This is a genomic window from Nocardiopsis listeri (genome assembly GCF_020741345.1).
In the GTDB taxonomy this organism is placed as follows: Bacteria; Actinomycetota; Actinomycetes; order Streptosporangiales; family Streptosporangiaceae; genus Nocardiopsis; species Nocardiopsis listeri_A.
The window spans coordinates 1-13964 of sequence record NZ_DYZD01000354.1 but is presented as its reverse complement, the minus strand read 5'-3'; the positions used below and the strand labels follow the sequence as shown (position 1 = coordinate 13964).

At 70.5% G+C, this 13964-nt stretch carries 12 protein-coding genes and 2 pseudogenes; 10 read left to right on the top strand and 4 right to left on the bottom strand.

The genetic code is table 11. The annotated features are described in order from the left end of the window. Positions 1-134 (top strand): annotated as a pseudogene (locus tag K8V84_RS19000) (MarR family transcriptional regulator); the annotation flags it as partial. A 61-nt stretch (positions 135-195) separates the two neighbouring features. Here K8V84_RS19000 and K8V84_RS18995 read toward each other — a convergent pair. Together K8V84_RS18995 and thiD are read right to left on the bottom strand one after the other, a co-directional pair. Continuing rightward, entirely contained in the window at positions 196-390 is a 195-nt protein-coding gene (locus K8V84_RS18995) for a CsbD family protein (RefSeq protein ID WP_304076809.1), read from the bottom strand. Positions 391-501: 111 nt separating this feature from the next. After that, the gene (thiD, locus tag K8V84_RS18990) at positions 502-1296 is read right to left on the bottom strand and encodes a bifunctional hydroxymethylpyrimidine kinase/phosphomethylpyrimidine kinase (protein ID WP_304076806.1); all 795 of its coding nucleotides are present in this window, start codon (positions 1294-1296) and stop codon (positions 502-504) included. A gap of 213 nt (positions 1297-1509) precedes the next feature. Between thiD and K8V84_RS18985 the strand changes: the two are divergent. Further along, a pseudogene (locus K8V84_RS18985) lies at positions 1510-1931 on the top strand (DUF418 domain-containing protein); the annotation flags it as partial. A gap of 67 nt (positions 1932-1998) precedes the next feature. Continuing rightward, on the top strand, positions 1999-3150 hold the full coding sequence (locus K8V84_RS18980; protein WP_304076804.1) for a hypothetical protein: 1152 nt from the start codon (positions 1999-2001) through the stop codon (positions 3148-3150). Positions 3151-3181: 31 nt separating this feature from the next. Here the strand turns inward: K8V84_RS18980 and K8V84_RS18975 are convergent, their stop codons facing one another. Then, on the bottom strand, positions 3182-4000 hold the full coding sequence (locus K8V84_RS18975) for a TIGR03084 family metal-binding protein (protein ID WP_304076801.1): 819 nt from the start codon (positions 3998-4000) through the stop codon (positions 3182-3184). A gap of 110 nt (positions 4001-4110) precedes the next feature. Between K8V84_RS18975 and K8V84_RS18970 the strand changes: the two genes are divergently transcribed. The 7 genes from K8V84_RS18970 to K8V84_RS18940 all read left to right on the top strand — a co-directional run bounded on the left by K8V84_RS18970 (position 4111) and on the right by K8V84_RS18940 (position 12791). After that, on the top strand, positions 4111-5274 hold the full coding sequence (locus K8V84_RS18970) for an acyl-CoA dehydrogenase family protein (protein ID WP_304076799.1): 1164 nt from the start codon (positions 4111-4113) through the stop codon (positions 5272-5274). A gap of 40 nt (positions 5275-5314) precedes the next feature. Next, positions 5315-5938: a TetR/AcrR family transcriptional regulator gene (locus tag K8V84_RS18965; RefSeq protein ID WP_304076796.1), complete on the top strand. Its 624-nt coding sequence runs from the start codon at positions 5315-5317 to the stop codon at positions 5936-5938. 263 nt (positions 5939-6201) lie between these two features. After that, positions 6202-7056, top strand: coding sequence for a trypsin-like serine protease (locus K8V84_RS18960; protein ID WP_304076793.1), 855 nt, complete (start codon positions 6202-6204; stop codon positions 7054-7056). A 288-nt stretch (positions 7057-7344) separates the two neighbouring features. Continuing rightward, positions 7345-8004: a peptidoglycan-binding protein gene (locus K8V84_RS18955; RefSeq protein WP_304076790.1), complete on the top strand. Its 660-nt coding sequence runs from the start codon at positions 7345-7347 to the stop codon at positions 8002-8004. A 164-nt stretch (positions 8005-8168) separates the two neighbouring features. Next, positions 8169-8903, top strand: coding sequence for a DUF6882 domain-containing protein (locus K8V84_RS18950; protein WP_304076787.1), 735 nt, complete (start codon positions 8169-8171; stop codon positions 8901-8903). 124 nt (positions 8904-9027) lie between these two features. Beyond that, positions 9028-11415, top strand: coding sequence for a M20/M25/M40 family metallo-hydrolase (locus K8V84_RS18945; RefSeq protein ID WP_304076784.1), 2388 nt, complete (start codon positions 9028-9030; stop codon positions 11413-11415). Positions 11416-11423: 8 nt separating this feature from the next. After that, positions 11424-12791 carry a CoA transferase gene (locus K8V84_RS18940; protein ID WP_304076779.1) on the top strand — a complete coding sequence of 456 codons (1368 nt, stop codon included), beginning with the start codon at positions 11424-11426 and terminating at the stop codon, positions 12789-12791. Positions 12792-12812: 21 nt separating this feature from the next. Here the strand turns inward: K8V84_RS18940 and K8V84_RS18935 are convergent. Continuing rightward, the coding region (locus tag K8V84_RS18935) for an ABC transporter permease (RefSeq protein WP_304076777.1) at positions 12813-13964 on the bottom strand (1152 nt) is incomplete at its 5' end.

Below are 13964 nucleotides of genomic sequence, written 5' to 3'. Positions count from 1 at the left end.
TGGTGGAGGACCACGTGGCCAACGAGAGCCGCCTGCTGGCGGGTCTCGACCCGGGAGAACAGCGGAAACTGGCCCACCTGCTGCGCGAACTGCTGCTCTCCCTCGGTGACGGCGCCCCCGAAGAAGAGCAGTAGCGAACCCGGACATGACGCGGGGGAGGCCCCGGCGGGACCTCCCCCGTTGTTCGTGGTCGGACTAACGGCCCTTGGGCTTGTTGTCCGGCGTCAGGGCGTCCTTGACCTTCTCGCCCGCCTGCTTGAGCTTGGACTTGCTCTGGTCGGCCTTGCCCTCGGCCTTCCACTGATCATTGTCGGTGGCCTTGCCGAGGCCCTCCTTGGCCTTGCCCTTGAACTCGTCGAACTTGTTCTCGGCCTTGTCACCCTCGGACACGGTGGCCTCCTTCGATCGGTTCCACTTGTAGCCCTGACCGATCGGAGCGGCGCGCAATCATGTCGCGGGCCACGGATGTGCCGAAAGTGAGTGATGACACCCTGCGCGAGGTCAGGGGGCGACGGGCACGACCGAGTCGAAGGGTGCGTGGGTGGACAGTCGCTGTTCGATGCCGCCGCGGACCATCGTCTTGGCGGTACGGACGGCGTCGCCCACGGCCGCGCCCTTGGCCAGCTCCGCGGTGATCGCGGCCGCGAAGGTGCAGCCGGCGCCGCTCACGCGCTCCTCGCCGATCTTCGCTCCGCTCAACACGGTGACCTCCTCACCGTCGAAGTAGACGTCGACGGCGTCGGGGCCGGGCAGTTCGGTGCCGCCCTTGACGACCACGTGCTTCGGGCCGAGCTCGTGGATGCGACGGGCCGCCTCGATCAGGTCGTCGACGGTCTCCAGGCTCTCCATGCCGGCGAGGGTGCGGGCCTCGAAGTGGTTCGGGGTGATGACCGTGGCCAGCGGCAGGATCTGCGCGGTCAGGGCCTTGTCGGTGTCCAGGGCCGCGCCCGGCTCCTGCCCCTTGCAGATGAGGACGGGGTCCAGGACCACGTGCCGCCAGGCCTGACGCCGGAGCGCCTCGGCCACGACGTCGATGGTGTCGGGGGTACCGAGCATGCCGATCTTCACGACGTCCAGGTCGTGGCAGCTCGTGGCGGCCTCGATCTGGTCGGTGATGACACCCGGGTCGACCGGTACGAAGCGGTGGTTCCAGTCGTTCTTCGGGTCGAAGGAGACGATGCAGGTGATCGTCCCGACGCCGTAGACGTCCAGTTCCTGGAAGGCCTTGAGGTCGGCCTGGATGCCGGCTCCGCCGGTGGCCTCCGACCCTGCGATCACGTACGCGCGGTTGGTCATCGTGTGCCAACCTCCCTCTGCTCGTTGTGCGGTTGCGCGGTGTCGGAGCCCTGACGGGTCACGAACCCACTGGATATTGCACCACAGGTGGTCATATCCGGCATATCGGATGTCCGCCATGGTGGCGCCACCCGAAAGTCTAGTTTCGTTCGGGTGCCGTCGAGGCGTGGGTCATCTCCCGTTGCGGACCACCTCTCGCCGAGAAGACGGTCGATGGTGTTCATGTTCTTGCTGGGTGTTCGCCTGTTCCGGGCCGGCGTCTTCGGGGCGGACCCGACCGGTTCCTGCTGGATCGCTACGTGGTCGCCCCGCTGGTGGCCTTGGGCCTGATCGGCCTGATCGGCCGGCTGCTGGACCGCGTCACGGGCGACGGGCCGGTGGTGACGTCCCTGAGCGCGCTCGGCCGGATGGCGATGACCGGTTATGTGGCGCAGAACGTCATCCTGATGGTCCTCTGCTACGGATTCGGGCCGGGGCCGGCCGGGCGGATGGCCGACACCGTGCCATGGTGGGTGTTCGGCCCCTGGGTCGGGTTGACCCTGCTGCTGTCGGTCGCCTCGGCCCTCTGGCCGCGCCGATTCGACCGAGGTCCGTTGGAGGCCTTGCAAAAGCGGGCGCTGTCCCGCGCCCGCTGAACGAGAGCGCCTATGGGAAGGGCGAATCCACGTGAACCACGGCCATGGGCCGGGCATCCGACCCGGTATGCCCGACAGTAATCCTCAAGCGGCCTTCCTGAACCTGCTGGCCTCCACCTACGCTCGCTACGGTGTCGAGATCCAGGCGCTCCCACCCACCGGGATGCGTCTGCCCCTGCCACCGAACGACCAGGGGCGCGACTCCCTCGACATCGACTACGCGGACACCGCCGCCCAGGTGTTGCAGCATCCGGAGGAGCAACATCCGGAGTTCGCCGAGCAGATCGTGTTCGGAATGATGCGGCAGCTGCGTTCGCGCGGCATCGCCTTCGGCACCCACTACCCGCCCCTGTCCACGGACCTGGCCCGACAGGCCATGCTGGCCGCGCTGCGTTCGCGCGGCTTGAACGCCCGGTTCGACTTCCCCGGTTCCCTCCTGCTGACGCTGTCGGACGGGGGCACGCTCCGCAAGGACGTGGGCGGTCTGCTGCCCCTGCTCGAAGGGTTGGACGAGGAACACGCCCTGGAGAAGGCGGTCGAGTTCGCCGCGGCCCTGGAGAACCAGGTCCTGGAGGTTCAGAGCCCTGTCAGCCGGGAGAGGCTGCGCACCCGGCTCTACGCGGAGTCGTCCTTCCCGGAGGGGGTTCTGGCGAAGATGGTGGCCCGCCCGATGGCCACCGGGGTGGCGGAGGTCGTGGTCCTCGACCTTCCCGACACCATCCGGCCGTTGAACCCGGGCGACCTCGAAAGGCTCGGCCTGAACGCGGAGCAGGCCTTCGACCGGGCGGTCGAAGGATCTTTGAGCGAACCGGTCGAGGTCTCCCGCATGGACGCCGGGGGCACCCCCATCGTGCACATCGGCAGTGAGGGCGGTTTCTATGTCGGCTCCCACCTGCACGACCTCGCCCGCCATCTGGGAGAGGCCCGCTACGGGGCGCTCGTGGCGTTCCCGTCCCCGCCGGTGCTGATGGCACACGTCCTGGGCGAGAGCGACGACCCGGTCGGTGCGATGAGCACCCTTCAGGAACTGGCGGCGCGCTTCGCCGCCGGCACCGACAAGCCCATCAGCGACAAGATGTACTGGTGGCGACCGGAATCGGCCGTGGGCGGTCGCCCCCGCCTGGTCGAGGTGCGGATCGAACTCGACGAACAGACCCGGAGGGCCGGCGTGTATTCCGAGGACGACGACTTCCTCGCCCTCCTGAGGTCCCTGAACTGACCCCGCCCCCGGACCGAACCCGACTGTTCGGTCAACTCGTCCGAGGGGTGTCGGCCGGCTTGGGGAACTGTCCCGGCCGACGCCCCTCACCCGGCCCGCCCGCGTAGGTCTGGCCCACACGCAGCCACTCCTCGGCCGCCGCGCCACGTGCCTTCAGATCGGTGTCGGCGACGTGCCGGCGGCGGGTCAGCACCAGGCAGAACTCCAGCGCGTGGCCGGTGACCACGTCCTCGGCCTCGTCGGGGCCCAACCGCCACAGCCCGCCGTCGGGCGCGGTCAACTCCACCCGCACCGGGCTCTCCGGGGCGGTGAGACCACGGGCGAGGTAGCTGTAGGAGCGCACCCGCAGTGCGAGGTGGGCGATGTGCCGGAGCCGATCGGTGGGCTCGCGCACCACTCCGAGGGCGTCCACGATGTCCTGACCATGCGCCCAGGTCTCCATCAGCCGCGCGGTGGCCTTGGACGCCACGCTCATCGGTGGCCCGAACCAGGGCACCCGGGTGCCGGCCGGAGCCTCGCTCAGGGCCTCCCGCAACGCCGATGAGAGCCGTCGCCACTCCACCAGCAGATCGGCGGGGGTGAGCGCGGTCAGTGGTGCCGCCGCCGCGTCCACGAACCCCTCCGGGTCCGCCATGGCGTCGGTCAGGAGCCGGTCGAAACCCGCCTGGTCGGTCAGGGCGGTGAGCGCGGCGCCGTCGAAGAAGGCCAGGTGCGCGACCTGGTCGGTGACGGTCCAACCGGGGGAGGGCGTGGACCTGGCCCAGTCGACGGCGTCGACCCCGGCCAGGAGGGTGGCGAGCCCCTCCTGTTCGGCGCGCAGATCTTCGATGAGGGCTTGCGTGTCGACCACGGGAACTCCTCCAGGGGGTGACCGGCCAACAGAGTTGACCAATGTGTCATGTTCTGCGCACCATAACAAAATGTGAACCGGATCTCTTTGGGAGAGGGTGCGAAACGAAGATGACCATGACCGAAGCCCGCGGGACCGACCGCTGGAACACACCCGAGCGCGCAGCGCTGCGCGAGACGGTCCGCGCCTTCGCGGCCAAGGAGATCCTGCCCCACGTGGAACGCTGGGAGGACGAGGGTGAACTCCCCCGTGACCTGCACCGGGCCGCCGCAAGGATCGGGCTGCTGGGACTGGGCACACCGGAGTCGGTGGGTGGCGAGGGCGAGTTGATCGACCAACTCGTGGTGTCGGAGGAGGCCGTCCTGGCCGGGGTGCCCACCGGGGTGCTGGCCTCCTTGTTCACCCACGGCATCGCGTTGCCCGCCCTGATCGCCGACGGCCGTGAGCACCTGGTACGCGACTACATTCGTCCCACGCTGGCGGGCGAGCTCGTGTGCGCCCTCGCCATCACCGAACCGGACGCCGGATCCGACGTCGCGCACCTGCGCACCCGGGCCGTTCGTGACGGTGACGAGTGGGTGCTCGACGGGACCAAGACCTTCATCACCTCCGGCTACCGCGCCGACTTCGTGACCGTGGCGGCCCGCACCTCCGACACCGGGCACGAGGGCATATCCCTTTTCGTCGTGGACCGCGGCACCCCCGGCTTCACCGCCACCCGCCGGCTCGACAAGATGGGCTGGCGCTCCTCCGACACCGCCGAACTCTCGCTGGTCGACGTGAGGGTGCCCGCCGATCACCTGGTGGGCCGGGTGGACCAGGGTTTCTACCAGATCATGGACCAGTTCGCGAGCGAGCGGATCGCGATGTCCGTGCAGGCCTGCGCCATGGCGCGACGATGCGTCGACCTGTCCGTCGCGTGGGTGCGCGAACGCGAGGCCTTCGGCGGCCCGCTCGCCAAGCGCCAGGTGCTGCGGCACCGTCTGGTGGAGATGCACCGCCGCACCGAGGTGGCCACCTCCTACGTGCGTCGGATCGCCGAACGGCTCCAGGACGGGGAACCCCTCATCGCCGAGGTCGCGATGGCCAAGAACACCGCCACCGAAGCGATGGACCACGTGGTCGACAACGCCGTCCAACTCCATGGCGGCATGGGGTTCATGCGCGGGACCGAGGTGGAGCGTCACTACCGCGACGCGAGGGTCTTCAGCATCGGCGGCGGCACCTACGAGATCATGAACGAGGTCATCGCGAAGTTCCTCCCTTTGAGGTGACCGGACCGATCCAGGGGAGTGGAGGGGACGGGGACGACCAGTGCGAACCAATACCCGGGCCGGGCGACCGCCCACCGAACGCGGCCGCCGTAAACGGGGTGCCCTCGTGCGGGCGGCACGGGAGGTCTTCGAGGAACGCGGTTTCGAGGACACCCGGATCGCTCAGATCACCGGCCGCGCCGGGGTCGCCTACGGGAGCTTCTACACCTACTTCGACTCCAAGGAGGTCGTCTTCCACGAGGTCGCCAAGGGGGTGGCGGGGGAGATGTTCGACGCCGCGCGCTCGGCGGCGCCCGTCGGTACCGAACCGATCGACCGGATCCGCCACTCCACCGAACGGTTCCTGGCGGCCTACCGGGACAACGCGCGGATCATGCAGGTCATCGAGCAGATCTCACCGCGACACCCGGAGTTTCGCACCCTCTTCCTGGAGATCCGCGGCCTGTTCGTCGAACGGATCATCACGGGCACACGACGGCTCCAGGAGGAAGGGCTGGCCTCCACCGACATCGACGTGCCCGCCACCGCGAGCATGCTCGGCGGCATGGTGGAGCACACCGCCCGCATGCTGTTCCTCTACGGCGAGGAGCACGACCCCGAGGTGGTGGTGGAGACCGCCACCCGACTGTGGGCGAGGGGAATCGGCCTCACCTTCCCGGCGTAGACCGGCGAAGAACGTACAGGACCGGCGGGCCCGCGCGGCGCGAGGCTCCCATCGCGCCCTGCCGACCACCGACGAGGGTGACGAGGTACGGAGGTCGAGGCCGAACCCGCTCGGGCATAGGACTTCCGTAGCCCCGACACCGCTTCCGGCTCGACCATCGTAGGTGTGCGTTCTCGTGCTCACGGGTGATGTTCCGGCCGATTCCACTCCGTAGTTTTGCTGTCACACCGAACGAAGTGACAGCGACACGGAAAGGCCGAGAAATGAGCCACAGCCGAGAGAAGCGGATCGGAACACGTGTCGGTACGGTCGGAGCGGGGGCCCTGCTCGCGGCGGTCGCCCTGAGCGCCCCGGCCAACGCCGTCATCGGAGGGACCGACGCCACCGAGGGGTACACCTTCATGGCCGGGCTCTACGACGAGCAGGGCGAACACTACTGCGGCGGCGCACTGGTGGACGCGGAGTGGGTGCTGACGGCGGCACACTGCGTCGATCAGGAGAACATCGCTGTGCGTGTCGGCAGCACCGACCGTGGCACCGGCGGCAGTGAACGCGAGGTGAGCGAGACCGTCCTGCACCCGGAGCATGAGGTCGAAGACGTGAGCGACGACCCGAACTACCCCCTCTCGCAGTACCTGCTGCACAACGACCTGGCCCTGCTCCGGTTGGACGCGCCGGTCGAGGAGACCCCCATCGACATCGCCGCCGAATCGGCCACCCCCGGCACACCGGTGCGCGCGCTGGGCTGGGGCATGCTGGACGAGTTCGGTGAGCAGGACAAGCCCACCGTCCTCCAACAGCTGGACACCGAGGTCACCGAACCCGATCGGTGCGCGGAGATGGATGAGGACGGTGACCTGTGTTCGGAGCACCCCACCGAGGAGGCCCAGATGTGCACGTCCGACTCCGGGGGACCCGCGGTACGCGGCGAGGAGGGCGACTGGGAGCTCGTGGGCCTGGTCAGCAGGGACGGTGACTACGACGTCGACCCGTCATGCGTGGGTCCGATGGTACTGACCGACCCGGTCGCCCACGGCGACTGGATCACCGAGACCATCTCGACCGGTGCCCACGCCCCCGAGGCGCGCCGGGCCGGAGAACCGGTGACCACCTCCTGAAGCGGTAGGACCCACCACCGGCCGAAGACCGCCCGGACGAGCAACCGGCCGACCGCGACCGACCCCGGCCCCCACGGTGGCAACTGACGCAGGCAGGGCCGGCCGGGTCTCCTCCGGGGCCGTGTGGCGGGCGCGTGCGCGCACGGACACGTTCGACCGCCGCCGGTTGACGCGCCGGCCCGCATCGACCGCAAACGGCCAGTACGGAATCGCAGGTGAACGAGGCGGGCGGGGCAGGGCGTCCCACCACGTGAACCCGGACGTACGACGCTTTTGGGGGAACAGTCCATGGGTGGCATTTCCAAGTTCACGAAGATCTCCGGCGTGGCCCTGCTGACCGCCGCGTTCATCGGAGGCGGCGCGTTCACCGCCTCCACCGCGATGGCCGACGACGAACCGATCGCCCCCGCCGACGCTCCCGAGATCATGGAGCGACCCTGGCCCGAGTACCCGGCCGACGGCGAGACGCACAACAACATCTGGGTGGCCACGACCCTCCTGAACGCCCAGACCGACCCGGACGGGGATCCGTACTGGGACCAGGACGCGACCAACGCCTGGAACGGGGAGATCGAGGAGGTCCTGCTCACGTACCAGGACGACAAGGACCTCGGTGAGCACGGGGAGCTCAAGGAGGAGATGTGGCAGCACTTCTCCGACATCCAGTACCAGGACGGTGTCTCCTGGGGCCCCGGGAACGGTCGCGACTACTACGACACGGGTGACAGCGGTCCCGGTGTCTACGCCCTGCAGTCCATGCTCATCGACCACGGGTACCTGGACTCGACCCAGCTGGACGGGCAGTACGGCGAGATCACCAAGCTCAACGTGACCCGGTTCCAGACCGACCACGTGTGCGACCAGGTGAGCGTCAGCGAGGCGGCCTGCGTCGACGGGCTGACCGGCGAGGTCACCTGGCGTGCCCTCGTCTCCGCCGACGTCGAGTAGGACCCGCAGGACGTGGGCTCCCCACCCGCCGTGGGGAGCCCACTCGGGGTCGGGGCGTCAGGGGAACAGCCCCGGCCCCTCTCCGCCTCTTCGCGCGGGAGCCCGTGCCGACCGGGCGCGCCCCGGCGCCCTGGGACGTCCGAACCGGGCAATAGCATCGCGGCATGAGCAAGAAGCACACCCTCCCCGACATACTCGACGACGCGGCCCTGCTCTCACTGGAGCACCAGCTCCACCTGGAGGAGTTCCTCGGCGACCACCACTGGAACGTCGACTTCCAAGAGGCCAGGTTCGAGTTCACCGGCGACCGTCCCCTGGTCTGTGAGCGCTTCCACCTGCTGGGCAGCGCGGCCCTCGGCCCGCGCTCCTGGATGTGGGGTTGGGCCAACCCCTCCGGATTCTCCCCGGAGCTGACGGCCCTCGGCGCCGCCGTCAGGGACTTCGGTCGGGACAACGACATCCCCGCCCTGGCCGAGGCGGAGGTCCCCTTCGACACGCTGCCGGGCGCGCCGGAGGAGGCGCACCTGGCGCTGCACCCGTTGACCGAGGCGGCCAAGCTCCTCACCGGCCGTTGGTTCGCCTACAACGGTGACGCGGGCGGCGGAACCCGGGTCTCCTTCATCATCGAACACCCGGACCTGAGGCTGCCGCGCCCCACCCCCATGCGGGTCATGCGCATCCTCCAGGAGGGGGTGTCGGGTCTGCGGCTGTCCGACCCCAAGCGTGCCGTGTACACCTACGCCCGACTGCGCGGGTTGTCGCCGCACTTCACCGACGCGGACCGTCGGACGCTGTCCCTGACCGGCCCCGACATCGGAGTGGAGGTGGGTTTCGACGAGCTCGGCCGGGTGAGCCGGATCAAGGGGACCGTGACCGCCGCCGGAGAGCGGGGTTCGTAGGAGGCACGGGGCCGCGGATCTGGCCAGGAGTGGCCGGTTTCCGTTGTGAGCATGGTGCCGGCGACTACGGTTCGGCTCTGGGGCGGGCCGACCGATCCGTCCTCGAAACGACGAGGGGCCGCGCATGTCCAAGGAAGGTACCGATCTCGAACCGCCGGCCGACAGAGGCCCCGGAGGAGACGGCCCGCGGGGCACCGCGGTCCGCCGAATCGCCCTCGCCGGGCCGATCCTGCTCCTGGTGTCGGCGCTGCTCACCCTCTGGGACCTGCGCCCACCGGCCCCGGTCGCGCAGACCGCGCCGGAGACGGAGTTCAGCGCAGAACGCGCGCACACGCATGTGGAGGAGGTCGCCGCCGCCCCGCACCCGGTCGGTACCGAGGAGCACGAACGCGCGCTGGGCCACGTGGTCGACGAACTCGACGCCCTCGGCCTGGACCCCGAGATCCACGAGTCGACCGGCATCCCCGCGATCCCCTTCACCGGAACGACCCCGCTCGCCCGGGTCCGCAACGTCGTCGCGGTGATCGAGGGCGATGATCCCACCGGTCGGGTCTTCCTCACCGCCCACTACGATTCGGTGGCCTCCGGGCCGGGCGCCAACGACGACGCCGTCGGGGTCGCCACCGTTCTGGAGGCGGCGCGCGCCATGACCGCGGCGGACGAACCACCGCGCAACGACGTCGTCCTGCTGCTGACCGACGCGGAGGAGGCGGGTCTCCTCGGCGCGGAGGCGTTCACGAACGACCACCCCCTGGGAGCCGAAGGCGGTGTGGTCCTCAACCACGAGGCGCGCGGGGCGGGCGGCACCGTCACACTGTTCCGCGCCACCCCCGGCAGCGGTGAGCTGGTGCGACTGTTCGCCGAGACCGCGCCCCACCCGGTGGGCGACTCCTTCACCGAGGAACTCTTCGCCCTCCTGCCCAACGACACCGACTTCACGGCCTTCGACAAGGGCGGGTTCACCGCCCTGGACTACGCGTACGCGGGGCGCGCCGCGCACTATCACAGCCCCCTGGACACCCCGGAGAACGCCGATTCCCGGTCGCTCCAGCAGATGGGCGACAACTCGCTCGCCTTCGGTCTGGCCCTGGCCGAGGAGGACCTGGCCCCCTACATGGCGGGGTCGGAGACGGCGATCGACCCCAACCCGGTGTACTTCAACGTCCCACCGGGTCGCCTGGTCCACTTCCCGGCCTCATGGGCGCCGCCGATGGCGGGGGTCGCCCTGGCCCTGACGGTGGCCCTGGTGGTCGTGGCCCGACACCGGGGGCTCGTGACGATCCCTCGGGTCCTGGTGTCCTTCCTGATCACCCCGCTGCTCCTGGTGGTGGGTGCCGCGGCGGGGATCGGGTTCTGGCAGGGGCTGGTCGCGGTACGGCCGGGGTTCGCGCACTTGCTCACGGGCTCCCCCTACGAACCGACGTGGTTCGCGGTCGCCGCGCTCCTGATCGGGTTCCTCCTCGCCACCCTCTGGCTGGTCCTGCTGCGCCGGTGGCCGGGGACGTACGCGCTCGCGTTCGGCGGTCTCCTGGTCCTGGGGACGATCGGTGCCCTGGTCGCGGCGGTGGCCCCCGGTGCCTCGTCGTTCCTGGTGCTGCCGACGCTCGCCGTCGCCGGCGGCGGGTTGTTCGCCCTGGCGGCCGGCCCCGACTCCGCCTGGCGTCCGCTGTTCTGGACGGTGTCGTTGGTGCCCGCCGCCGTGCTCCTGTGGACCATGGTCTGGTCCACCCTGGAGCTGGGGTTGGCGGATGGCCTCGTCGCGGGGATTCCGTTGCTGCTGCTCGGCCTCTTGCCGATGGCGCCCCTCGTGGAATCGGTGTGGCCGCGCCGCCGTGCCCTCCTGGTACCGGCGTCGGCGTTGGTCGTCGCGGTCGCCTGTGTCGGTGCGGGGATCGTGGTCGACCCCCACGACGCGGAACGGCCCCTACCGGCCCGCCTGACCTACACCCTCGACACCGACGCGGACACCGCCACGTGGTCGGTTCCGCTCGATGAAGACGAGACCGAGATCCCCGCGGCCGAGTGGGCCGGTGGGTACGTGGGGGAGGAGGTCGTGGACCCGCCGGCGCCGGGGCTCCCATGGCCGCGGACGCTGGTCGGCGAGGCCGAGCCGATCGACCTGCCCGCGCCCCAACTGGAGGTCGTGTCCGACACCGAGGTGGAATCGGGGCGCCTGATCACACTCGAACTGTCCTCGCCCAGGGGCGCGGAGTCCGTGGGACTGCACCTGACGGGGGTGGCGCCTCGGGGCCGTACGGTGATCGTCGAGGGCAGGGAGGTACACGCCGCCCCGGACGCGCAAGGCCGGTGGGGTTTCCGCTTCCTCGCCCCGCCCCCGGACCGCCCGATCGAGGTGGAACTGGTGGTCGACCCGGAGCCGGTCACGGTCATGGTCGAGGACAGCGACTCGCTCCCCACCGCCCTGGACGGCCTCCCCGGCTACGAGCCACCGCCCGCCGAGTACTACCTGCTGTTCAGCGAGGTCTCCGTCCTCGCCGAGTACGAACTGTGAGTCCCCGAATGATCGACGAGACGACCCTGAGCGCCTGGACCGCGATCGCGGGCGCGGCCGAACCACCGGCCGAGATCGTTCGGCACACGGCAGGGAACGTACTGCCCGCGGTACTTCCGGTGCGTGCCCTGGCCACGGCCACCGTCGGCGCCTGTTCCCTGGCCGCCGCCGAACTCCTGGCCGTCCGCAACGGCGGGGCGGTCCCACGGGTTCACGTGGACGAGGGCGCGGTGGCCACCGCGTTCGTCAGCGAACGGCACCTGCGCGTCGACGGTCGCAAGCCCACCCCTTTCGCGCCCCTGTCGGGGTTTTGGCGGGCCGCCGACGGTTGGGTGCGTACCCACGCCAACTACCCCCACCACCGGGAACGGTTGCTCGGCGCGCTCGGCATCGCAGGGGGAAGCGACTTCGACACGCCGCCGGATCGGCTCGCCGCCGTCCTGTCCGGGCTCACGGCCACCGAGATCCAGGAACGGGTGTACGCGGCCGGCGGCCTGGCCGTGGCGGTCGCCCCTGCGCCCGAGCGGGGAGCACCGGCGATCGGACGTCCGCCCCTGGCCGAGGTCGCTCCGCACGGCGGGGTCGGTGGCCGTCGCCTGGAGGCGGCGACGCTGCCCGCCACGGGGGTACGTGTCCTGGACCTGACCAGGGTCATCGCCGGCCCCGTCGCGACCCGGACCCTCGCCCTCCTGGGCGCGGACGTGCTGCGGATCGATCCGCCCGGGATGCCGGAGGACCCCGACAGCCACATCGACACCGGACCGGGCAAACGTTCGACCCTGCTGGACCTGGACTCGGCGCAGGGGCGCAGCGTCCTGGAGGGGCTGCTGGAAACGGCGGACGTGGTGGTCACGGGGTACCGGCCAGGGTCCCTGGACCGGCGCGGACCGACCGCCGCCGACCTGGTCGAGCGTTACCCCGGGCTCGTGGTCGCCCGACTGCGGGCCTGGGATCGAAGGGGCCCCTGGTCGGGGCGTCGGGGTTTCGACAGCCTGGTTCAGGCGGCCACCGGCATCGCGGCGATCGAGTCCGGCGACGACGGCCGTCCCGGCGCCCTGCCCGCGCAGGCCCTCGACCACGGCACCGGATACCTGATGGCCGCGGGCGTGCTGCGCGCGCTCACGGATCGGCAGTCCGATGGACGCGGACGCCGCTCGGATTTCTCCCTCGCGGGAACCGCCTCCTGGCTGCTGCACGACATCGTCGCGCAGGAACCGGGCGCGGGGACCTATGACGCCGAGGAATGGCTGACCGAGGCCCCGTCACCCTACGGACACCTTCGTCATGCCCGGCCACCGGTGCGCTACGAGGGTGGCCCCGAGGGCTGGGACCGCACCGCCTCGCGTTGGGGCACCGACCCCGCCGCCTGGAGCTGATCCGGGGACCGAACGGCCCGGTCATTCGCGCCCGGCCACCATGGCGCTCGGGGACCGGCGCAGGACGCGGGTCGCCGGTACCAGCGCGGCCAGGACCCCGATCAGCAGGGAGGCGGCGAAGACCAGGCCGAGTTCCGGCCAGGGCAGCAGTACGGAGATCTCCGCCGGGCCCCGGCGCGGATCGAACTCGTCCCGCAGTCCGATGGTGAGCGCGTACAGACCGGGCAGGGAGAGCGAAGCGCCCAGGACCAGCCCGATCATGGTGACCAGCCCCGACTCCGCGGTCAACAGCCCCAGGACCTGACGTCGGTGCGCGCCGGCGACCCGCAACAGGGCCAGGTCGCGGCGGCGCGCCGAAGTGGACAGGGACAGGGTGTTGGCCAGGGAGATCGCCGTGTACCCCAGGGACAGCGCCAGGATGATCCCGGCGAACAGTCGCAACAGCCCGATCTCGGTGGCGACGCCCTCGTCGAGCAACCGGTCGGTGTCCTCGACGTGCACGCCTTGGTCGGCCAGGGCCGCGGAGAGCGCTTCGGCGTCCACCGGATCGAACGCCGCCATGATCGTGAAGGTGGCCGGGTCGTGCTCGCGGGCCAGGTCGTGCGCCAGCGCGAGTTCCGCCCACATCTGCAGTTCGGGTGGGAACTCCTCGATCGTGATCGGGATCCGGCCCGGGGTGCCGTCCCGCCAGGTCAGGTCCACGGTGTCACCCTCCGCCCAACCGAACCGCTCGGCCGTGGCGGGGGAGGCCAGCGCCGTTCCCCCGGGTACGGCGCCCGGCCCGAGCCCCACGGTCTCCACCCAGCGGCCGTCCACGTACACGCCGGTGGAGAGGTGGCTGACGACCTCCCCGTCGGCGTGCTCACGAGTGCGTTCGAGCGCGGTGTCGGTCAATCCGCCGCCACCGTCGGTCCGTACGAGCATGGCGTCGCCGGGGATCTCACCACGCGAGTGCTCGTCGATGGCGCCGCCGAGAGTGTCGGTCTGACCCAACACGGTGACGGCGAGCGTGGACACCAACAGGGCCGGCAGGAGTGTGGACGCGGGCCGCCGCGGACCGGTACGCGCTTGGGCGCGCAACAGTTCGGTGAGTGGGGAGTTCCCCGGCAACAGGCCGACGAAGAAGGGCAGGTGGAGGGGTGCGGCGACGGCTACCGCCACCAGCAGGAGATC